Annotated in this window: 19 protein-coding genes; 7 read left to right on the forward strand and 12 right to left on the reverse strand. The window is 43.9% G+C overall.

The window, feature by feature from the left end; all coding sequences use genetic code 11:
• The first annotated feature begins 22 nt into the window (after nucleotides 1-22).
• A complete protein-coding gene (locus tag ALT761_RS19220; RefSeq protein WP_129740390.1) occupies nucleotides 23-1,444 on the forward strand; it encodes a sensor domain-containing diguanylate cyclase in 1,422 nt (473 codons plus the stop codon).
• 155 nt (nucleotides 1,445-1,599) lie between these two features.
• Here ALT761_RS19220 and ALT761_RS19225 read toward each other — a convergent pair whose 3' ends face one another.
• Genes ALT761_RS19225 through ALT761_RS19235 form a run of 3 tightly spaced genes read right to left on the reverse strand, consistent with a single transcriptional unit; the run spans nucleotide 1,600 to nucleotide 4,411 of the window.
• Nucleotides 1,600-2,490, reverse strand: a complete 891-nt coding sequence (locus ALT761_RS19225; protein WP_129740391.1) for a DMT family transporter — start codon at nucleotides 2,488-2,490, stop codon at nucleotides 1,600-1,602.
• The gene (locus ALT761_RS19230; protein WP_129740392.1) at nucleotides 2,481-2,960 is read right to left on the reverse strand and encodes a methylated-DNA--[protein]-cysteine S-methyltransferase; all 480 of its coding nucleotides are present in this window, start codon (nucleotides 2,958-2,960) and stop codon (nucleotides 2,481-2,483) included. Before ALT761_RS19230 ends, ALT761_RS19225 begins: the two co-directional genes overlap by 10 nt.
• A gap of 38 nt (nucleotides 2,961-2,998) precedes the next feature.
• Nucleotides 2,999-4,411 carry a DNA-3-methyladenine glycosylase 2 family protein gene (locus ALT761_RS19235; RefSeq protein ID WP_129740393.1) on the reverse strand — a complete coding sequence of 471 codons (1,413 nt, stop codon included), beginning with the start codon at nucleotides 4,409-4,411 and terminating at the stop codon, nucleotides 2,999-3,001.
• Nucleotides 4,412-4,617: 206 nt separating this feature from the next.
• Here ALT761_RS19235 and ALT761_RS19240 point away from each other — a divergent pair, with 206 nt between their 5' ends.
• Complete coding sequence (locus tag ALT761_RS19240; protein WP_129740394.1) at nucleotides 4,618-5,766, forward strand: serine hydrolase domain-containing protein; 1,149 nt, start codon at nucleotides 4,618-4,620, stop codon at nucleotides 5,764-5,766.
• 83 nt (nucleotides 5,767-5,849) lie between these two features.
• On the opposite strand, the gene speA is transcribed toward ALT761_RS19240, so the two are convergent.
• The 5 genes from speA to ALT761_RS19265 form a co-directional block, all read right to left on the reverse strand.
• The gene (speA, locus tag ALT761_RS19245) at nucleotides 5,850-7,760 is read right to left on the reverse strand and encodes a biosynthetic arginine decarboxylase (RefSeq protein ID WP_013786515.1); all 1,911 of its coding nucleotides are present in this window, start codon (nucleotides 7,758-7,760) and stop codon (nucleotides 5,850-5,852) included.
• Nucleotides 7,761-7,885: 125 nt separating this feature from the next.
• The gene (locus ALT761_RS19250) at nucleotides 7,886-8,326 is read right to left on the reverse strand and encodes an arginine decarboxylase (RefSeq protein WP_129740395.1); all 441 of its coding nucleotides are present in this window, start codon (nucleotides 8,324-8,326) and stop codon (nucleotides 7,886-7,888) included.
• A 241-nt stretch (nucleotides 8,327-8,567) separates the two neighbouring features.
• Nucleotides 8,568-9,956 (reverse strand): NAD(P)(+) transhydrogenase (Re/Si-specific) subunit beta, encoded by a 1,389-nt coding sequence (locus ALT761_RS19255; RefSeq protein ID WP_013786517.1) that lies wholly within the window; start codon nucleotides 9,954-9,956, stop codon nucleotides 8,568-8,570.
• An 11-nt stretch (nucleotides 9,957-9,967) separates the two neighbouring features.
• Entirely contained in the window at nucleotides 9,968-10,252 is a 285-nt protein-coding gene (locus ALT761_RS19260) for an NAD(P) transhydrogenase subunit alpha (protein WP_129740396.1), read from the reverse strand.
• Between the two features lie 2 nt (nucleotides 10,253-10,254).
• Nucleotides 10,255-11,412: an NAD(P) transhydrogenase subunit alpha gene (locus tag ALT761_RS19265; RefSeq protein ID WP_129740397.1), complete on the reverse strand. Its 1,158-nt coding sequence runs from the start codon at nucleotides 11,410-11,412 to the stop codon at nucleotides 10,255-10,257.
• 441 nt (nucleotides 11,413-11,853) lie between these two features.
• On the opposite strand from ALT761_RS19265, the gene ALT761_RS19270 reads away from it, so the two are divergent.
• Complete coding sequence (locus ALT761_RS19270; RefSeq protein WP_129740398.1) at nucleotides 11,854-12,030, forward strand: DUF6435 family protein; 177 nt, start codon at nucleotides 11,854-11,856, stop codon at nucleotides 12,028-12,030.
• 109 nt (nucleotides 12,031-12,139) lie between these two features.
• Nucleotides 12,140-12,838, forward strand: a complete 699-nt coding sequence (locus tag ALT761_RS19275) for a hypothetical protein (RefSeq protein ID WP_129740399.1) — start codon at nucleotides 12,140-12,142, stop codon at nucleotides 12,836-12,838.
• A 56-nt stretch (nucleotides 12,839-12,894) separates the two neighbouring features.
• Here ALT761_RS19275 and ppiC read toward each other — a convergent pair whose 3' ends face one another.
• Complete coding sequence (ppiC, locus tag ALT761_RS19280) at nucleotides 12,895-13,173, reverse strand: peptidylprolyl isomerase PpiC (protein ID WP_129740400.1); 279 nt, start codon at nucleotides 13,171-13,173, stop codon at nucleotides 12,895-12,897.
• A gap of 233 nt (nucleotides 13,174-13,406) precedes the next feature.
• Here ppiC and ALT761_RS20840 point away from each other — a divergent pair, with 233 nt between their 5' ends.
• The 3 genes from ALT761_RS20840 (at nucleotide 13,407) to ALT761_RS19295 (ending at nucleotide 15,773) form a co-directional block, all read left to right on the forward strand.
• Nucleotides 13,407-13,730, forward strand: a complete 324-nt coding sequence (locus ALT761_RS20840) for a hypothetical protein (protein ID WP_129740401.1) — start codon at nucleotides 13,407-13,409, stop codon at nucleotides 13,728-13,730.
• 151 nt (nucleotides 13,731-13,881) lie between these two features.
• Nucleotides 13,882-15,084, forward strand: a complete 1,203-nt coding sequence (gene zigA / locus ALT761_RS19290) for a zinc metallochaperone GTPase ZigA (protein ID WP_129740402.1) — start codon at nucleotides 13,882-13,884, stop codon at nucleotides 15,082-15,084.
• Nucleotides 15,084-15,773, forward strand: coding sequence for a DUF1826 domain-containing protein (locus ALT761_RS19295; RefSeq protein WP_129740403.1), 690 nt, complete (start codon nucleotides 15,084-15,086; stop codon nucleotides 15,771-15,773). The genes zigA and ALT761_RS19295 overlap by 1 nt, the downstream gene beginning before the upstream one ends.
• A gap of 128 nt (nucleotides 15,774-15,901) precedes the next feature.
• Here the strand turns inward: ALT761_RS19295 and ALT761_RS19300 are convergent, their stop codons facing one another.
• From ALT761_RS19300 to ALT761_RS19310, 3 genes are all read right to left on the reverse strand, one after another.
• Nucleotides 15,902-17,635: a putative bifunctional diguanylate cyclase/phosphodiesterase gene (locus ALT761_RS19300; RefSeq protein WP_172602922.1), complete on the reverse strand. Its 1,734-nt coding sequence runs from the start codon at nucleotides 17,633-17,635 to the stop codon at nucleotides 15,902-15,904.
• 606 nt (nucleotides 17,636-18,241) lie between these two features.
• Nucleotides 18,242-19,882, reverse strand: coding sequence for a chaperonin GroEL (gene groL, locus ALT761_RS19305; protein ID WP_129740405.1), 1,641 nt, complete (start codon nucleotides 19,880-19,882; stop codon nucleotides 18,242-18,244).
• 40 nt (nucleotides 19,883-19,922) lie between these two features.
• A complete protein-coding gene (locus ALT761_RS19310) occupies nucleotides 19,923-20,213 on the reverse strand; it encodes a co-chaperone GroES (RefSeq protein WP_013786601.1) in 291 nt (96 codons plus the stop codon).
• Between the last annotated feature and the right edge of the window lie 170 nt (nucleotides 20,214-20,383).

The raw sequence follows: 20,383 nt of genomic DNA on the forward strand, positions 1-20,383 counted from the left end.
AGCAAAGGAGCTTGCGTAGTCAGTGAATACTTTTCGAACACTTCACCGAAGTATATTGGTGCTGTTTGCGGTCGTGGTTTTAGCGATTGTTACCCTAGTACATTTTAGTATTTCTAAAATTGTAGCGGAGCAAAGCAGAGCGCAGCAACAGTCACTATCGCCAGCGGTGTCTCTTATTGTCGAGCAGTTATTAAAGCCACTTCATACGTCTGAAGCATTAGGGCATTCCACTGAATTAGTCACCCTAATGGAAGGTGATGAGGTTGACGAGGCCGCAATATTTAAAACCCTGAACCGACTTGAAAGAGAATTCGGTTTATCTTTTTTTATTGCCAGCGAAAATGCCAAACGCCAATTTAACTCCGATGGCACCACCATCGATTTAATTGAAGGCGAAGTCAGTTGGTATTTTAAGTACCGTGACGGGCCACAAGATGCAGTAGCAGATATTGGTAAATGGGAAGACACCCATTTTTACATCGACCTTAAAGTTTTTGATGAAGATGGCCGGTTTCTGGGCTTCTTTGGCGTAGGAAAGAGCTTACGCAGTTTCATTAATGTCTTCGATTCTTACAAAGAGCAGTACGGCTACGACTTTCTTTTTGTAGATGAAAAGGGGGACATCATGCTGTCTTCCGATCCTTCTCTTGTCGCATCGTATTCTGATTTTACCAACCTTTCAGAACTGCCTTGGTATGCTAGCCTTCCAATCACGGTGCAAGACGAGCAAGCCCTTAATAACAAGTTGGTCACTATCAATCAAAAAGACTTTCTGATTGCCGAAGTTAAATTGAACCAGTTTGGATGGACGGTATTTTTACTAAGTCCTTTAGAAGATAGGCAAACAGAAATATCGCAAGCCTTCATCTTCAGTGTTGTAACATTGTTAGTGGTTGTTTTCTCACTCTTTTTGCTTATATATAATTTACTTTATTATTTCAGACGAGACATGCAGCCCGACTTAATTGTGCGTCATGCTAATCGTTTGCCCGACCGCACTAACTTAGAACTTATCTACCAATCGTTATTAAAAGAACAGCGTTCTATTAGCGTGATTTTAATCAGCGTAGACGACTTTGGGCACATTATTGATGCCCATGGCCGAAATGCGGGCGATGATGTGTTAGATAAGGTTGTGGCGTATCTTTCTGATCACTTACGTGAGCAAGATGTGCTAGGTCGCTGGAGCAGTGAAGAGTTTATTGTGTTGCTGCCTCAAACAGGCCCGCATGAAGCCTTCGATACTGCACAAAACTTACGTCATGGCATTGCCACATTAACGCCGCTAAGTGAGTCGCCGCAGCTTCAATTAACCGCCTCTCTGGGTGTATCGTTCACTGCTACCACTCGTAGCATGAATGAAGTTACTGCCCATGCAGAAGATGCCTTGTATCAGGCGAAAAGAGATGGCCACAATTTAGTGCGTATGCAGCTTATCGAATAGGTAAGCTGCTAAATTTTGATTTAAAATTTAACGTACAGATTTCAATATATAACGCTTAGCATCACCACATGTATTAGCTGTACTTAATTGTATTAAGCTGTATTTGATACGCTGAGGTGATGCTTACGCTCTTGTTAACTGGGCAAACAAATTGCTTATGCCGTTTTAGCTGCCCTGCTACGTTTTATTATGCCTATCACACCAGTGGTGAGTGCCACACCCGCTAATATCATTACCCCACCAATAATGGTTTGTAACGACAAGTGTTCTTGCAAAAACAATACACCCCAAATAATGCCAAATAGCGGCACCATGTAAGCCACAGAAATCGCTTTTGCTGGGCCCACATTGGCAATCAATTTGAAATACAGAATGTAAGCAATAGCGGTACCTAGAATGGCCAGCGCTACAGCATTTAGCCATGCATTAGCACTTGGCATCGTAGCTGGTAATGTACTTAACGCGAACGGCGCTAACATAATAGATGCCATCGCTTGGCTTCCTGTCGCCACCACTAAAGGCCGCACGCCTTGCAGCCATCGTTTCATCATGCTGGCCGCAATGCCGTAGCAGGTAGTAGCAAGTAAAGCGGTTAGAATAGGCACAAAGCTAATATCACCTTCCCCTAGCTTTTGCTGGCTAATGACCGTTACTCCTAAAAACCCGAGCGCTAAGCCTGCTATTGCAGTAGGAGTAAGTTTATCGCCCAGCCATAGCCACGCAACCAGCGCGCCAAACATTGGCGCAGTAGCGTTTAAAATGGCATTAACCCCAGCCTCTAAATGCAAACTACTGTAGTTGAACAACACGAAGGGCACGGCCGTATTCGCTAGCCCTACCAGGGCAATGGGAAACCAATGCTTGAAAATTTGGCTCACGCCCCCGGTCATCATCAAAATAGGCAGTAACACACTGGTAGCCAGTACGGTACGAATGGCAACCAATACATAAATACCAAACTCAGGCGCCGCCACCCGCATAAAGATAAATGAACCGCCCCAAATAGACGCTAACAATAACAGTGCAGCAATATTTCTTAAGCCCATAATACGCCTTGCGCTCCTTCTAATTTTAATAAGTATTGCTTGCGTTCAAGCCCACCTGCATATCCCGTTAAGGTTTTATTGCTTCCAATAACCCGGTGACAGGGTACCACTATCGCTATAGGGTTACGCCCGTTGGCCATGCCCACTGCACGAACCGCTTTAGGATTATTTAGCTTATTGGCAATATCTGCATAACTGGCGGTTTCACCATACGGTATATCACATAGTGCCTTCCATACCCCTTGCTGAAACGCAGTGCCTTTGGCATCAAAAGGTAAGTCGAACTGGGTGAGGCTACCATTAAAATAAGCCGCTAGCTGCGCTTTGGCCGCTTCAGTGAAATCATTACTGGTAGTGTCACCGTCAACGTTAACGCTATCTACAAAGGCAATCGCACTAATTCCTTTGCTAGTCGCCGCTATTTCAATAAGCCCTTGTGGTGACTCAAGATAGCTTTTGCATACTGTCATGACTTCTTCCTACTGATAGATTTATACCTAACAACACGTTAACCATTACTCAACTGCCACAGCTGTAGTGTTAAGTAACTTTGCCATGGCGCCGCCTTTTGCGGCAACACCGGATATTTCTCGGCCATTTTTCTTACAATAAGGTCGCCAGCCAAGTACACATCAGGGTTACGTTCACCTCGCATCTTAAGGTAATCTAAGGTCCATTGACCAACCCCTTTGATTGACAATATTTCATCATGAGTAGGCTGGTTACCATTACAAAACAACGCCGCAAAATCACGAAGTGCAAGCTTACGGGCGTTAGGCATACGCAAAAAAGTTAACTCACTATTGGCAACCGCTTCGGGTTCAGGAAAACAATAACGTTGGTTTTGCTCGACGGGTTCCTCAGTGCCTACCGCCCCTAAATGCTGTGCAAGCAGCCCAGCTTGGTTAATCGCGGCTTTCACACTGACTTGCTGCCCAACAATCGCTCTGCACCCACTTTCAAACACAGTCCATGTACCAGGAAGTCGCAACCCTTTAGTAAGAAGATTATCAGGCAAACCCGCTGCTAATAGCGATTTTTCTATTAACTCTGGGGCTGCATGTAAATCGAGCAGCTGCTTGATTTGTTCAACCGTTTTATACACGTAAGCCAAATTTGGCAAACGCATTTTTACATCGAAGCCATTTGCGCTCTCGTTAAAAGTCGCGCTAATAAACCCCAATTCACCCTTTACGCTGATATAACGGCAGTAGGTATCTTCAGACACCTTTTCTACGCCACGAATAGCGCGCAAAGCAAGAAATTCACGTACTTGCTGCCAGTGGTAAGGTGGCCTGAAGTGCAACCTAAGAGATATTTCAGGCAAAGCAGTATGGCGTTTGCTTCGTAATTCGGTAGGCGTTTTTTTGCAATAGGTTTGCACTGCTCGCTGAAGCTGCCTTGTAGAAGCATATCCGGCGCTAAACGCGATGTCAGTAAGCTTCATGGTAGATTGCTGTAGTAGCTGCTTAGCAAACAGCACCCTTTGTAAATCTTGATATTGTTTGGGCGACAACCCCGTATGCGACACCATGAGTTTATTTAAGTAACGCTCACTAATACCCAACCGGCTTGAAATGGTGGAGATAGACTGCACGGGTATATCACTTAATAGCGTTAGCGCTCTTGTTACCGTTGTGCCTACCCCTAACCACGCAAAAGAAGACGGTGCACTGTCGGGCCTGCATCGTAAACAGGGACGAAAGCCATCGCTCATGGCTTTAGCAGCGTGGTTATAGTAAGCCACGTTCTTTTCATCTGGCAATTTCGCAGGGCAAATTGGCCGACAGAAAATGCCCGTGGTTTTCACCGCCACAAAGAAACGGCCATCAAAGCGGGCATCTCTACTTACCCTAGCTTTAGCGTAAGTTTCGCGGTGCTCATTGTCTACGTGCGCTGAATCTTTTATGTCAGTATTCATACCATGGCTCTAATTGATGTGCGGGTTTAAACTGTCACTTCGCTATTAAGATTGAATTGTATCCTGTTCCCCTTGCAAGGGTGCGACAAAATCGGAACTGGCAGTAAAATATCAGTAGAGTTGATAATCGCCACTAGCGAACGCATAATGGCGTAAGAATAATAGTGCCCGCCACCTTTGGGGTGCGCCCTTACTGAGCCCAATTCATGTTGCAAACCACGCGCAATTTAGTAACGCGCCTGATTAGAATTAGCCTATTCTTTTTCACGCTTCTCGTGACACTTCCCGCTTTAAGCGCCGATTGGCTTTCTGATTATGCCAACTATGTGCAGCGCGAGGCCGCAAAATATAATGTGCCCGGCTATACCTTTGTTTATTACGAGCAAGGCAAGGCGCCACAAGTGTATGTTTATGGCAGAACGCATAAAGGTGGAAAGCGCATTACTGAAGACACGGTCTTTCGCCTAGCTTCGGTATCAAAAACTTTCACTGCACTACTCTCTGCCAAACTTGTTGAGCAACAACGTTTGCGTTGGGACACCCCCATTTCCACCCTATTGCCTGATATTCCTTTCAATGTGGACGGTATGGAAACATTGCAGCTTCAGCATATTGTGGGGCAATCTAGCGGTTTTATGCCTAATGCCTACGACAACTTAATTGAAGCTGATTATTCTCTGCAGCGGGTGTTAACCTCATTGAGTAAACTCGAGCCCTTGTGCGTGCCTGGCGAGTGTTACACCTACCAAAATGCACTTTTTGGTGCGCTCGAATATTACCTTACCAACAACTATTCGTCTTATTCTCGGGAAATACAAACTCAGCTCTTTACGCCACTGGGCATGAATACCGCTAGCGTAGGAAAAGGCGGATTACTTGCTTCTGGGTCTTGGGCTCGCCCGCATATTGCTATTGCCAGAGACAGATGGCGTGAGGGTGCAGTTGAAAGTAACTACTACCGTTTTTCACCCGCTGCAGGTGTAAACGCAAGCATTACTGATATGACCATTTACTTGCAAGCGTTGCTGGGCGAATTCCCTACAGTGATCTCACCTGACATGATTGAGGAAGTCACCACACCACGGGTTAAAACCCAGCGCGAAACTAGGCGTAGAGGTTGGCGCAAAATGCTAAAAGACGCCCATTACGGACTAGGCTGGCGGGTTTATGATTTTGACGGCAAGCGCATTAACTACCATGGAGGCTGGGTAAAAGGGTATCGTGCTGATGTGGCGTTTGCGCCCGATTATAAAACCGGATATGTGATGCTGATGAATGCCGAATCGAATATGATCAATTCCACAACGGCTGAGTTTTGGAAGCGTTATTTTAAACACGCTGAGGCTAAGGAATAGGCTGGCACTTAAAACCCGTTTTCTATTACGAGTACGAATTTTAAGCGCCACTAGGTGTTTGTTCTTACGTTAACCCGCCAAAATTACGGCTTTAAGTAGGTATAACCGCTTAAGCAATTTTCGTAAAAATCGGTCCAGCGAACACCTTCTTTCGGATTAATTTTCCCACCTGACACTTGTCTGTCGATAAGACGTTTCACATCAGACGCCATAGCCCGCGGGTTGTATTGCATAATGTTGAGAACATCTTCAACTGAAGAGCCTTTCACCACTTCTTCAATGTAAAAATCTTCTGGATCGTCATCGTAGCTAAAGATGTGAACTTCGTTCAAGCGACCAAACAAGTTGTGCATGTCACCCATTACATCTTGATATGCGCCAGTTAAGAACAAGCCGATATAATAAGGCTCATCTTTCTTAAGCGGGTGCATTGGCAATACATCAGTAATTTCACGGCCTATCGAAAACTGATCAATTTTGCCGTCACTGTCACAGGTAATATCAACCAATGAGCAGTTCACCGTAGGCTTTTCGTTCATACGCGTAAGCGGCACCACGGGAAGCAGTTGGTCGATGGCCCATGTATCCGCAGCCGACTGAAATACCGAGAAGTTACACAAGTATTGCGAAGACAAGCTGTAATCTAACTCTTGCAGTTCTTCAGGTACGTATTCTTCTTTGCGATACCATACTTGCAAACGCGCCATGATATCCCAGTAAAGGGTTTCAATTTTCGCCAATTCTTCCAACGACAATACGCGTAATTTAAAGGCACCGAGTGCTTGTTCTTTATATTGCGACGCATCGTTATACACTTCGTGCATATTGGTTTGATTCTCGAAATCGTCTGACAACTCACGCATATTTTTCAAAAATACGTGTTCGTTCTCATTTTCAGACGTGTCGATTTGTGCCGCATTCGACTTAATTTCGCCTACTATCTCTGTTACTACACAACTGTGGTGTGCAGTGATAGCTCGGCCACTTTCACTCACTAAATTTGGATGCGGTACGCCTTCTAGGTCGCACATCTCTTTCATGCCGTAAACCACATCGGCAACGTATTCTTGCATGCTGTAGTTACGAGAAGACTCGTTAGTAGAGTTACTACCATCGTAATCAATACCTAAGCCGCCACCTACATCAACATAATCTAGTGGGAAGCCCATCTTGTGCAAATCGGCATAAATACGCGCGCCTTCGGTCATAGCCTCTTTTACTGCACGAATATCGGTAAGCTGACTACCAATGTGGAAATGCAATAATTTAAGGCAATGAGACATACCTTGTTCTTCAAGATAACGGGCAGTTTTAATGATTTCTGTAATGGTAAGGCCAAACTTAGCGCGTTCGCCGCCAGAGCTTTCCCATTTACCACGGCCTTTCACCGTCATTTTAGCGCGTACGCCGATGATAGGGTCTATGTTCAGTTCTTTAGACACTTTTACTAACAGTAGTAATTCACTGTACTTTTCAACCACAACGACTATTTTGCGACCAAGCTTTCTACCTAATAATGCTAGGCGCATAAACTCGTCGTCTTTATAACCGTTAAGGATGGTCAAAGAATCTTCGTTGGTGTTCATGGCAAGTACGGTAAGTAGCTCGGCTTTTGAGCCCGCTTCTAAACCATAGTTAAAAGGTGCACCTGCCTCTACAATTTCTTCTACCACTTCACGCATCTGGTTTACTTTGACCGGATACACGCCTTGGTAAAGTCCTTTATACTCAGCTTCTTCAATAGAGCTGCGAAAGGCTTTGTTCAGACTAGCGACCTGAGAACGTAAGATGTCGTGAAAACGAACCACTACAGGGAATTGAACCCCTTCTTTTCGAATCTCTTCAACAACCGATTTAAAATCGATGCGAATACTGGGATCATCAGGAACTGGAGTCACATGCACGTTACCATTTTCACCAACTTGAAAATAGCCGCCCCCCCATTGAGACACGCCATAGACGCGCTCTGCTTCTTCAATGCTCCAATCTGACAATGTAGTCACCTTTTAAAAACTATGCTGAACGCTGCTGTTCAGAAATTAATGCGAAATAGGGCGGTATTATAGACAACGTATAGTGTGGCGCTACGTAAAATATCGATTGTCTCGACTAATTTTGTTTATCGACAGATTTGCTCATCGAGATCGTGGCGTGTAGCCCACTCAATGATGTGCGCTTTTGCTTCATCGTCAAATATAGGGTCTATAGTTTTAAGGAACGCACCCGTGTTCTTGGTACGCTTTAATTTGAAATTTTGCTCATTAAAGAACTTAGCGGCGATATGTTCGACATTTGTTGTCTCGTCCTCAAGCCACACTTCGCTTCTTTGATTACGCCTATCGAGTTGAATAGGGGCTTTCATTCGAGCAAAAGCCACAGAGTCTGGCACTTCCCATGTACGCATATCTACTATGATATCAAAAGCTCGACATCTCCTAGCGTTGAGCGTATCGCCTAGTGCTGCTAGATACTGAATATTAGTGCTCATATCCCAGCGCCCGCGCAGTGTTACCAAAATAAGATCTTGAAACACTTCAATGTGATAATGCTGTTTTGACATCTGACTAACTGCAATCCCTTTAAAAAACTCGACAAAAGTAGCATGTGCAATGGTAAAGGTGATTATTGTCGTTGTACAAGAAATGTCTCATCTTTTTAGCAGAAAAAAATGGTGCAGGCTGATAGGTGAATTTAATGGGAAATAATAAAAATACAAAGAAACAAAAACTTAGGTATAAGAACTTTCACTGAGATAGAAAAAGTGGCAGGCAGTTTTATACCTGCCACTGATATTTTATACCTTAATCGTCACCAAACTCTCTCACGATGCTGTTAATTGTTTCTTTTGCATCGCCCAATACCATACGGGTATTGTCTTTAAAGAAGAGCGGGTTATCTACCCCTGCAAAACCAGCATTAGCAGAGCGCTTAAGCACAAATACGGTTTTAGCGCGATACGCTTCAATAACCGGCATGCCGTAAATTGGGCTACCTTTCATTTCTTTTGCGGCAGGGTTCACTACATCGTTAGCCCCAATAACAATCACCACGTCGTAGTTTTCCATACGCGGGTTAACATCATCCATTTCATACAGTTGGTCGTATGGAACATCGGCTTCTGCTAGCAGTACATTCATATGGCCCGGCATACGCCCCGCTACCGCGTGAATGGCATAGTCTACCGTGCATCCGTTCTCTTCCAATAGTGACTGCATTTCGCGTACTGCGTGCTGCGCTTGTGCTACTGCCATACCATAACCAGGTACTACCAATACCGACTGCGCCGCTTCTAATACATAAAATGCATCTTGTGCAGACAATATCTTAATTTCGCCTTCAATTTTTTCTCCCGCTTCCACCGGCTTCGAAAACCCAGACAACAACACATTCATTAGTGAACGGTTCATCGCCTTACACATAATGTTAGTAAGAATAAGACCTGAAGCACCTACCAGTAGGCCAGTAACAATTAAAATAGTGTTGCCGGTTGCCAAACCTGCCGCCGTAGCCGCTACCCCTGAATAACTATTCAACAAGGCAATAACCACTGGCATATCGGCGCCACCAATTGAGATGGTTGCCCACAGGCCGAAGCTTAGCGCCAGTGCAATCGCGCAGTACAGCCATAGAGTATTTTGAGGTTCAGTGGTAAATAAGTACCCTACCACCAGCATCGCAATTAGATGCAGTACGCTAAGCTCGCGAAGACCAGTAAAAATCACGGCTTTAGATGACATTTTGCCTGACAACTTACCCCAAGCTACCACGGAGCCAGAGAAAGTTACGCCCCCCACTAAAATCGTGAAGAACAAGGTAATGTACGTAAACGCAGTAGCAGTTTGAAGTGCCACCATGCTCATGCCAGACAATGTAGCCCAACCCAGCAATAATGAGGCTGCTCCACCAAATCCGTTAAACAACGAGACCATTTCTGGCATGGCTGTCATTTCAACCGATTTGGCTTTCCACGCCCCAAAGGCACCACCAATAACAACACCTAAAATAATCCATTGGTACGTGATTATTTGTTGGTCGAGCAAGGTCACTACTACGGCAATCAACATACCTACAGCAGAGACAAAGTTACCTCGTTTTGCTGTATCTGGATGGCTAAGCAATTTTAGCCCTAAAATAAATAACGCTGCGGCTACAACGTACGCAAGATTGATTATGGTTTCGATATCATTCACTTGCATACTCCTTATTTTTTATCTTTCTTTTTGAACATACTTAGCATGCGATCGGTTACTAGGTAACCACCCACAACGTTAATGCTGGCAAGCGCTACCGCCGCCGTTCCTAATACCGTGGTCAACACATCGTTGTCGCCACCAGACGCTGCCAATGCGCCCACTAACGTAATACCTGAAATAGCATTAGAGCCCGACATTAATGGCGTGTGTAAAGTTGCAGGTACTTTGCGAATTAACTCAAACCCAAGAAAACCAGCAAGCAGCACAATAAACAGTAAATAGATAATCTCCATGATTACGCTCCTTTGTAGGCGTTGGTTAACATGTCGTTGGTAATTGCGCCGTTATGAGCAATAACACAGCCACTTAAAATATCGTCTTCTAGATTTAAACCAAACGCGTTGGTTTCGGTGTCGTAGAATTCATCGACCAAGTTATAAATATTATTCGCGTACATATCAGTGGCTGCGCGGGCAACCGCTTGGCTCCAGTTACCTGTGCCTATCACTGTTACACCATTCACTTGGGCTACTTCACCGGCCACAGAACCTTCAACGTTACCGCCAGATTGGGCTGCCATATCGACCACCACGCTACCAGGCTTCATTAGTGCCAAAGTCTCTTTGCTAATTAGCACTGGCGGTTTGCGACCAAACAGCTGTGCCGTGGTAATAACAATGTCTGAATCAGCAATAGCATCACGCTGTGCGTCTTGCTGCTTCGCTTTTTGTTCATCGGTGAGCTCTTTGGCGTAGCCATCTTTAGTTTGCCCCGTTTCGCCAATATCGATTTTAAGAAACTTACCGCCTAGAGATTCCACTTGCTCAGCAACAACGGGGCGCGTGTCGTAGGCAAGTACGTTCGCCCCTAATCGTTTCGCCGTTGCAATAGCTTGCAAGCCAGCCACACCAGCACCAATAATGAACACTTTGGCAGGCTTTATTGTTCCCGACGGTGTCATCATCATAGGTAATATAGAAGGTAAGTAGTTCGCGGCTTGCATTACCATTACATAACCGGCAAGGCTCGCTTGTGAACTTAGCGCATCCATTTTTTGGGCTCGAGATGAGCGAGGGATCATTTCAACTGAAATAGCCGTTAAGCCTTTGTTTGCTATTGACTCAACCAGCGGTTGCTCAAAGAAAGGGTCAAGATGGCCAACCACAATGGCCCCTTTTTTCATCACCGACAGTTGAGATTCAGCCGGTTTATTTACGCTAACAAGCATATCGGCTGTTGATAATGCACTATTCACATCATCAATAATAATTCCACCTACATCTATATATTCTTTATCGGCATATCCCGATAACAAACCAGCCCCACTTTCAATGTGAAGCTCAGCCCCTTTTTTTACCAAGCGTTGAACACTTGATGGGGTTACTGCACAGCGCTTCTCCACATTGGATAGTGGCATCGGTATTTTTGATTCGTTTAATACTATGATTTTCACACGCTTCTCCTCACGTCCAGGCTCCACGAGAATGACATCCTTTATAGATGAACAAGCCATTTTATTCACTTATGCTTAACATGCCTTTTGGAAATCAAAACTGTTTTCATCCCTCATTTACGCTAAAACACTTTTTTAAAAGCCATAAAAGTCGCCTTTATCATCGTCACTTTTATTACTCAGCGAAGAAACTTACGGTATTTGCACATGCTCAACTAGTATTATTTTGCTACGAGTCATAACTATAATTTATATAAGGTTGGCATAGCGGGAATTAATGCGGTTTGGCAAGAATATTAATTTTATGAATTAACAAGTATTGAATTTAGTATTGATAGGCAGCGAAGATAAATTTCCATTACAAATATTTAAAACATGTCAGGTGATCACGCTACACTCAGCGTATGTAAAAAGCCTATTCGTTTATAAAGAGAACCTACTATGTTCGGCATGTTTAATTCCAACCCTACAAAAAAAATGCGTAAGCAATATAACGCTCTATTAGAGAAAGCCATGGTGGCACAACGCAATGGCGATATGAAAAGCTACGCTAAAATAACAGAAGAGTCGGAAACCCTGTGGAGTGAAATACAGGCAATAGAGAAAGGTGCCAAATAAAAATAGGTTCGCTATCGACCGAGCACTCTTACAGGTTACAATAGCAACATTATTTTACGGTGTTGCATAATGCGAATCATGTGATGCCTTGCTGTTGCGGATTTGCGTTATGAGTAAGTGTTTTTTGTTTTGTTTAGGAACTTTGGTTAGTCTAGCCATGTTCCAGCCTTCTGCGCATGCAATGAATGCTGGGCAGTACTACTATTTCATTTCTGATAGTTGCGTTCCCAAAGGCCCGCAGGCCCCAGAAGAGCGTGGCGTAGTTACCCCGGATGTTTTGCTGTTTGAAGTGCTACCTGCCGGTATCAGCGATTACATGATAAACATGAATACCGCGGCGTTGATTAATTACAATGAAGAAGGCCAAGACTACCTGACAGGCTTAGAAGAAGAGCAAGTCTACACCGCAGGCCAAGTAGCGCAAAACGCGAATTTTACTCAACATGATTTTATGCTGCAGCGCGAAGCCATTGGGCTAAAAGCATTAATTAACATTCTTAATGTGTTTTCTCAGCATCAGGCTGATAAAGGCTATTTTTATAAAAAGCTGCTCTCAATCACCAATCCCAACACTCGATTTAAAGCCGTAACGCGCGTGCGCCTTACCGATGTGGATCAAAAAAATAAAATGCAATTAACGGAGTACGCGTCACGCTACTACGTATTAGACAGCCAAGGTACAGCGTCTAGTACCCCATTTATTGAAGTAGACCACGGCAAAGCATTGCGTGAAGATATTCACAGTTTTGACAGCCCGTACCGCATTTATACCAAACATGGCGTTTGCGGCGAGCGTTGGGTGCCCTAGCTATATTGATAGTAGTTGCGTTGATAGTAGCTACGATAGCACTAATTTCAATGCCACTAGTTTCTATATAGGGTTTTTATTAAATGGTAGCCAAAGCGGGTTTTAACTGGCCCATGTACCTTTAGCACTTCTTTTTTAAACACCACATCATCAAACGCTTTTACCATTTGGCCGCGGCGGAATTCACCTAAATCACCACCTCGCTTTCCCGAAGGGCACGTAGAATGGCGCTTAGCTAAGGTACTAAAATCTTTCCCTTTCTTAAGTTGCTCTAATATCGCAAAAGCTTCTTTTTCAGTTTTAACCAGAATGTGTAACGCGGATGCAGATGCCATCAAGATACCTATTAATTAATTTTATATGGCCAAGTATACCGCATTCACCACCTTGCGTTTGCACGGGCATAAAAGTTACTTCAATAGGTTAATAATAGCGGTTCAGGCTGCCACATATTCTCATTGGGCAAGCAAACTGCCAATACCACGCTAAAATTGTATTAAGACTATAATTTAGGTTAAGGCAGGAGAAGCATTGTGAGCCAGCAAATAATATTGCGATTTACGCGTATATGCGTTTAATTGTTTTCTTGTCATTTTTTGCATTCTTTTATGTGCCTTCAACTGCGCACGCTGACAAGTGCGGCGCAACAAGCTGCTTGATCACACGCCCCAATCCCGATGGCATTGAAATAAGAATACGCCCGGTGAATCCAGGTTCATATGCTTGCTTCATTCGCTGGGAAAACTACCAGTATATCGAAATCATTAATCTAGAATCTAAGCCTTACCTTTTAAAAGAAAAGTATGACTTAAGTGGCGTAAGATGGCGCTGCGATGATGCCAACACCTGTCCAAACTGGATGAAGTACGCCAGTTTGTGTCGTAATAAATAAGCACGGTTTTTTGCGCTATATCATCTCTTTCTGCTTCCTCGTTGCGCGGCACTTTTATTAATTAGACCACAAATTCACTATTCTCAAACCACTCGACTATGATATGTTATATTATAACATTATTAACCTTGCTATTTATGGGTGAACTCTTATGAACAATGCCAAGCTCCCCGTTACTGTACTGTCTGGTTTTTTGGGTGCAGGAAAAACAACAGTGCTCAGTCACATTCTTAACAACCGCGAAGGCAAACGTGTAGCCGTTATTGTTAATGACATGAGCGAAGTGAATATAGATGCTTCCATCGTTAAAAACGATGTTTCACTGAACCACAGCGAAGAAAAGCTGGTTGAAATGAGCAACGGCTGCATTTGCTGCACGTTGCGCGAAGACTTGCTTCTAGAGGTTAACCGCCTAGCGGCAGACGGCAGTTTTGACTACTTGCTTATTGAGTCTACCGGTATATCAGAACCCCTTCCCGTGGCAGAAACCTTCACCTTTGCCGATGAAGACGGTGTGTCGCTATCAGATACTGCTAGTTTAGATACCATGGTGACAGTGGTTGATGCGGTCAACTTCAGTAAAGACTACGAAGAAGCCAAGTATTTACAAGAAACCGGTGAATCCCTTGGTGAAGAAGACGAGCGCAGTGTCGCTGATTTGCTTGTTGATCAAGTTGAATTTGCCGATGTTATCCTAATCAGTAAAACTGATTTGGTAGACGAGGAACATGTTGCTAATTTAACCGCTATTTTAAAAAGCTTAAATACATCGGCAAAAATTATTCCTATAAATAAAGGCAATATCGATATTGATGAGGTACTTGGCACACAACTATTCAATTTCGAGAAAGCCCAGCTTGCCCCAGGCTGGCTTAAAGAAATGCGAGGTGAGCACACGCCAGAAACTGAAGAGTATGGCATTAGCAGTTTTAGCTATCATGCACGCCGTCCTTTCCACCCGCAAAAGTTTTATAACTTTTTGCATACCACCGAAAACTACGGAAAGTTACTGCGCTCTAAAGGTTACTTTTGGTTAGCCTCGCGACCTGAGTGTGCGGGACAATGGAGCCAAGCAGGTGGTATTGCTCATTATGGTTATGGTGGTATGTTTTGGAAAGCTCTGCCAAAGTCAGAGTGGCCTGAAGATGAAGAATATTTAGCCTCAATAGAAAAGCAATGGATGGAACCTTTCGGCGACATGCGCCAAGAGTTAGTCTTTATTGGGCAAAACCTTGATGAAGCCACAATTACCAAAACCTTAGATACTTGCTTACTCGACGATGAAAGCCTTATAAAGGGGGTGGATTATTGGCGAACTCTCCCCGATCCATTTCCTCGTTGGGAGGGTTTATAATGGCACAAGCGCTAGCTGCTAACCCCTTAACCGAAAGCCCCCCGACTACTGATAAGCGCCTCAAAAAGTCGAGTACGTCGTTAGAGCCTATTGTGCTTACTGATATATATAACGATGAGTGTAATATTGCGATTTGGCAACGCCACTTAGACGATACCTTTTTAACCTCGTTAGCTACCTTCGTAAAAGGCGGCGGCAAGCTCACAGCCGCAAGGCAGTTAAGTTCAGATTCAGCCGAGGCCTATATTCGCACCTTAGCCGACGGCCAACCTTTTGCGCCCCAATTACATGCCTATATAGCAGAGCTCGTCGACATGTTTATCTGCTTGTTTGAGGCTAATACCATTGGTTTTAGGTTATCAACATTAGACAAAGCCATGTGCCCTCGCTTTCATGTTGATAGAGTACCTTGCCGCTTAGTGACCACCTTTGTTGGGCCGGGCAGCCAGTGGCTAGAACACGATAACACCGACCGCACAATGCTAGGGCATAAAAGCGGCGCATTAACCGATGACCATTCGGGTTTATATCGTACAGCACAAGATATACAAACCTTGGAAACGGGTGATGTCGCAATTCTAAAGGGAGAGTTGTGGCAAGGTAATGAGAACGCTGGAATAGTGCATCGTTCACCGCCGGTATCAAGCAACCAACCGCGTGTTGTGATGACATTAGATTTGATTGATTAATTGATTGATTGATTGATTGATTGATTGAGAGCACGCCAGCTAATTGTGTTCCTGCTTAGGTGACAAGTGAGTTGGCTTAATAGCAATACGCTAAGCCAACTGACTAAAAGCACATACCGTTTGCGCTATTAAGCTAGCTCAGGAACACTGCATTTGTATTGCTTGTAGATATCGAACTCACTAGCTGGCACTGGCCTTTGGAATAAATATCCCTGCCCATATTGGCAGTTTAGCTTCTTTAGCATTGCGTAACACATATCAGTTTCAATGCCTTCAGCTACCACCTCCATATCCAGTTCGTGTCCCATGGCGATAATGGTGCTAGCAATAGTGTTATTTGCAGGCATAAAGCTCTTGTCTATTTTTAATACATCAAAAGGTAAATTCTTAAGGTAGCTTAGGCACGAATACCCCGTACCAAAGTCATCGAGTAACAGTTGAACACCCAACTCAGATAACCTGTACAGCGATGCAACGCAGGCTTGCTCTTCCATAATGGCAATATTCTCGGTTACCTCAATATGTATACACTCTGCGGGCAACGATAAGCTAGCCAATATATCTGCGAGCCTTTGCGCAAAATGCTGATCTTTAAGCTGATGTGATGACACATTAATTGCCATAGCATGATGCGTAGCGCCTGCATCATGCCACGCTTTGCATTGCTCACAGGCTTGTTGTAATACCCAATTTCCTATATCAATAATTTGCCCCGAATGCTCGGCAATAGGAATAAACTCATCAGGACCTATGGCTTCGTTATCTGGGTTAGTCCATCTTAATAGCGCTTCACTCCCAACTGTCACGCCATCCTCAAGCCTAACAATGGGTTGATAAACTAAGCTAAACTCATTGTTAGCAATAGCATGATGAAGCTGACTTACCAGTTTTAGTTTGCGGTTTTGTTTAATGGCCGATAATTTATCGAATGCTTGATACTGATTCTTGCCCGCCTCTTTAGCTTGGTACATTGCCGTATCGGCGTGCTTTAGCAACAAGGAGGAATTGGCGCCGTTTTGTGGGTAGCAGGCTACACCTATACTCGCAGTGATATAGTAGTCGTTATTGCCAAGCCGCACAGGTTTACTGATAGTTTCTAATATTCTATGGGCAATGAAATCAATGGTTTCAATTGATTCAAAACAGTCAGTTACCGCCACAAATTCATCACCACCAAAACGAACCACCACATCGGTAGCGCGAATTGCATCAGAAATTCGCTGCGCCATAGTGACTAAAAGTGTGTCGCCTAACGCGTGACCTAAGCTATCGTTAATGTCTTTAAAACGGTCCAGATCGATAAACATCACCGCGAAGGGCAAATTACTGCGCTCCGACATATTAATGGCTTTGTCTACAGTATGTTCAAGCAAGTTTCTGTTCGGCAAGCCTGTTAACGCGTCGGTATGCGCCATTTGTTTATTTCGTTTCTCGCTTTCAGCTAAGGCTTTCATCGCCTCTTCCCTGCTGGTAAGCCCCGATGACACAGCCCGAGAAATAAATGCAGCAAATAACAAAACCACTATTGATGATAAAATAATAATAGAGAGGGTAATGTTAGCCACGAAATTTACCGTTTTCTCGACGGGCATCTCAAAGTCAGAAGAGTTTGTTCTAAAGTCCCTAAGCGATTTTACAATCTGGTCTTGTAATGTTTTTCGACTAACATTACCCGCTTCATAATCGGCCAGCGCAGCCAATGAACTATTAGCACTTTGAACGTCGCGAGTACAAATATCAATAACCGACTCTGTGCCAATAATTTTCATGATAAAACGCTCTGTATTACCAATCATCGACAAACAATCTAAAGGCTGCTCACGAATGTTGAGAATGGTTTGACGAATATCATCTAATTTCACAGGGTGCACTTCTGAAAAAAGTTCTGCGGGCGCAGAAATTTGCTCGCTTAATTCAGACGTGTATTTGAAGTGCCTAACATTTAATTGATGAAAGAAATTACTGTGATTTAGGGTAAAAAAACACCAGACGAGAATTACCGCAAATACAAAAAATGTAAACGTTAAAACAGGTAACGCCTTCCTTATGCCACTGTTCTTCACATCCATTGTTCAGGTTGCTCTTTTAATATGTGCTCGCTGCAAGCAAGTCACTGTTACATGTATGTACGCTAGCGGCGAACGATTATTTTTCAGAGTTATACTATTGAATTTATAGCAGGTAATCGTGCTTAAGCAAACGTACAGTAAGTTTTAAAAATTTTGTTATAAGCCTATCTTCGATTTTAGATACGTAGTGCATGCAAACAAAGACCAACATCTGCGGTGGAAGTACATGCTAGAGATCAGCAAGACAAGACGTAGTGGGTCAATAGAGCAGGTGGGCGGGGTAGTAAGTAATTAACTCGCTTTATTTTGCGTATAAACAAGAAACCCTCCGAAATGGAGGGTTTCTTTTATATCTAGGTGCTTAAACAAGCACCCTTCAAGCAATTAAGCTTGGGTGGCTTACATCATGCCGCCCATTCCGCCCATGCCGCCCATATCAGGCATTGCAGGCGCTGCTTCGTCTTGAGGTATATCTGCAATCATGGCTTCAGTTGTAATCATAAGTGAAGCGATTGATGCTGCGAACTGTAGTGCAGAGCGTGTTACTTTAGTTGGGTCAAGAATACCCATCTCTAGCATGTCGCCATACGTGTCGTTGCCCGCATTATAACCGTAGTTTCCGTCGCCATTTTTCACTTCGTTAACTACCACAGATGCTTCTGCACCGGCGTTGCTAGCGATTTGACGTAAAGGCGCTTCCATTGCACGTAGTGCAAGCTTAATACCTACAGTTTGGTCTTCGTTTTCGCCAGTTAGGCTAGCAAGCTTAGCTGCTGCACGAACTAGCGCAACACCACCACCAGGTACTACACCTTCTTCAACCGCGGCGCGAGTTGCATGAAGTGCATCTTCAACGCGGTCTTTCTTCTCTTTCATTTCTACTTCGGTAGCTGCACCAACTTTAATTACTGCAACACCGCCAGAAAGCTTAGCTAAACGCTCTTGAAGCTTTTCTTTGTCGTAGTCTGAAGAAGAGTCTTCAATTTGACCTTTAATTTGAGCACAACGGCCTTCAATCGCTTCTTCGTCGCCGTTACCATCAACAATAGTAGTATTGTCTTTGTTGATAACAACGCGCTTAGCAGTACCAAGGTCTTCTAGCTCTACTTTTTCAAGGTCTAGACCAATCTCTTCAGAGATAACCGTACCACCAGTAAGCATAGCGATGTCTTGAAGCATTGCTTTACGACGGTCACCAAAGCCAGGTGCTTTAACAGCAGCAACTTTAACAATACCGCGCATGTTGTTGACTACTAGTGTAGCTAGGGCTTCGCCTTCAACATCTTCAGCAATAATCATCAGTGGCTTACCTGCTTTTGCTACGCCTTCAAGGGTAGGAAGCAACTCACGGATGTTAGAAATTTTCTTATCAACCAATAGGATGAAAGGGCTGTCTAGTTCAACAGTGCCGTTCTCTTGGTTGTTGATGAAGTAAGGAGATAGGTAACCGCGGTCGAACTGCATACCTTCAACAACGTCAAGTTCGTTTTGAAGTGCTTGACCTTCTTCAACAGTAATTACGCCTTCTTTACCTACTTTTTCCATTGCTTGAGCAATGATGTCGCCAACTTCTGCATCAGAGTTTGCAGAGATAGTACCAACCTGAGCAATTGACTTGCTGTCAGCACAATCAGTAGATAGGGCTTTAAGCTCTTCAACCGCAGCAATAACTGCTTTGTCGATACCACGCTTAAGATCCATTGGGTTCATGCCTGCAGCAACAGACTTGTGACCTTCAGTGATAATAGCTTGTGCTAAAACAGTTGCAGTAGTTGTACCGTCACCCGCTTCGTCATTCGCTTTAGACGCAACTTCTTTAACCATCTGCGCGCCCATGTTCTCAAACTTGTCTTCAAGTTCGATTTCTTTGGCTACAGATACACCATCTTTAGTGATGGTAGGAGCGCCGAAAGACTTATCTAGTACTACGTTACGGCCTTTAGGACCTAGTGTAACTTTCACTGCGTTTGCTAGCGTGTTTACGCCTTTAAGCATTTTTGTACGAGCGTCGTTACCAAAACGTACTTCTTTAGCTGCCATGATTAAATTCCTCTCTTAATTCGTTTAACGTTAGTTGTAATTACTCAACAATCGCAAGAATGTCGCTTTCGCTTAGGATCAGAACTTCTTCACCATCCAGCTTTTCAGTTTTAACGCCGTAGCCTTCGCTAAAAATAACGGTGTCGCCAACTTTAACGTCTAGCGCTTTAACATCGCCATTTTCTAGGATGCGGCCGTTACCTACAGCGATAATCTCGCCACGTGTAGATTTTTCTGCTGCTGAACCAGTCAGAACGATACCGCCTGCAGATTTGCTTTCTTGCTCTGCGCGTTTAAGGATTACGCGGTCGTGTAAAGGACGAATTGCCATTTTCAAGTCTCCTGAAAATTTCACTATTCAAGTTAATGATTGTCGACACACAATTATTTGTATGTCGTATGCTTGGGTTGCTCGTTACCGAGCAGTTAAAATCGTGTCTGCGAGGATAAATGGGGGAGTAGCCATGCAAGTTCAAGGGTTTTTGAGCAAAAAAATGTAAA

Source organism: Alteromonas sp. 76-1 (assembly GCF_900654235.1).
Lineage (GTDB): Bacteria > Pseudomonadota > Gammaproteobacteria > Enterobacterales > Alteromonadaceae > Alteromonas > Alteromonas naphthalenivorans.

Coding starts and splice junctions, on each gene's coding strand:
- ALT761_RS19225 (WP_129740391.1), bottom strand. CDS start 2,490: ATGGGCTTAAGAAATATTGCTGCACTGTTATTGTTAGCGTCTATTTGG.
- ALT761_RS19230 (WP_129740392.1), bottom strand. CDS start 2,960: ATGACAGTATGCAAAAGCTATCTTGAGTCACCACAAGGGCTTATTGAA.
- ALT761_RS19235 (WP_129740393.1), bottom strand. CDS start 4,411: ATGAATACTGACATAAAAGATTCAGCGCACGTAGACAATGAGCACCGC.
- ALT761_RS19240 (WP_129740394.1), top strand. CDS start 4,618: ATGTTGCAAACCACGCGCAATTTAGTAACGCGCCTGATTAGAATTAGC.
- ALT761_RS19250 (WP_129740395.1), bottom strand. CDS start 8,326: ATGTCAAAACAGCATTATCACATTGAAGTGTTTCAAGATCTTATTTTG.
- ALT761_RS19260 (WP_129740396.1), bottom strand. CDS start 10,252: ATGGAGATTATCTATTTACTGTTTATTGTGCTGCTTGCTGGTTTTCTT.
- ALT761_RS19270 (WP_129740398.1), top strand. CDS start 11,854: ATGTTCGGCATGTTTAATTCCAACCCTACAAAAAAAATGCGTAAGCAA.
- ALT761_RS19275 (WP_129740399.1), top strand. CDS start 12,140: ATGAGTAAGTGTTTTTTGTTTTGTTTAGGAACTTTGGTTAGTCTAGCC.
- ppiC (WP_129740400.1), bottom strand. CDS start 13,173: ATGGCATCTGCATCCGCGTTACACATTCTGGTTAAAACTGAAAAAGAA.
- ALT761_RS20840 (WP_129740401.1), top strand. CDS start 13,407: ATGCGTTTAATTGTTTTCTTGTCATTTTTTGCATTCTTTTATGTGCCT.
- zigA (WP_129740402.1), top strand. CDS start 13,882: ATGAACAATGCCAAGCTCCCCGTTACTGTACTGTCTGGTTTTTTGGGT.
- ALT761_RS19295 (WP_129740403.1), top strand. CDS start 15,084: ATGGCACAAGCGCTAGCTGCTAACCCCTTAACCGAAAGCCCCCCGACT.
- groL (WP_129740405.1), bottom strand. CDS start 19,882: ATGGCAGCTAAAGAAGTACGTTTTGGTAACGACGCTCGTACAAAAATG.
- ALT761_RS19310 (WP_013786601.1), bottom strand. CDS start 20,213: ATGGCAATTCGTCCTTTACACGACCGCGTAATCCTTAAACGCGCAGAG.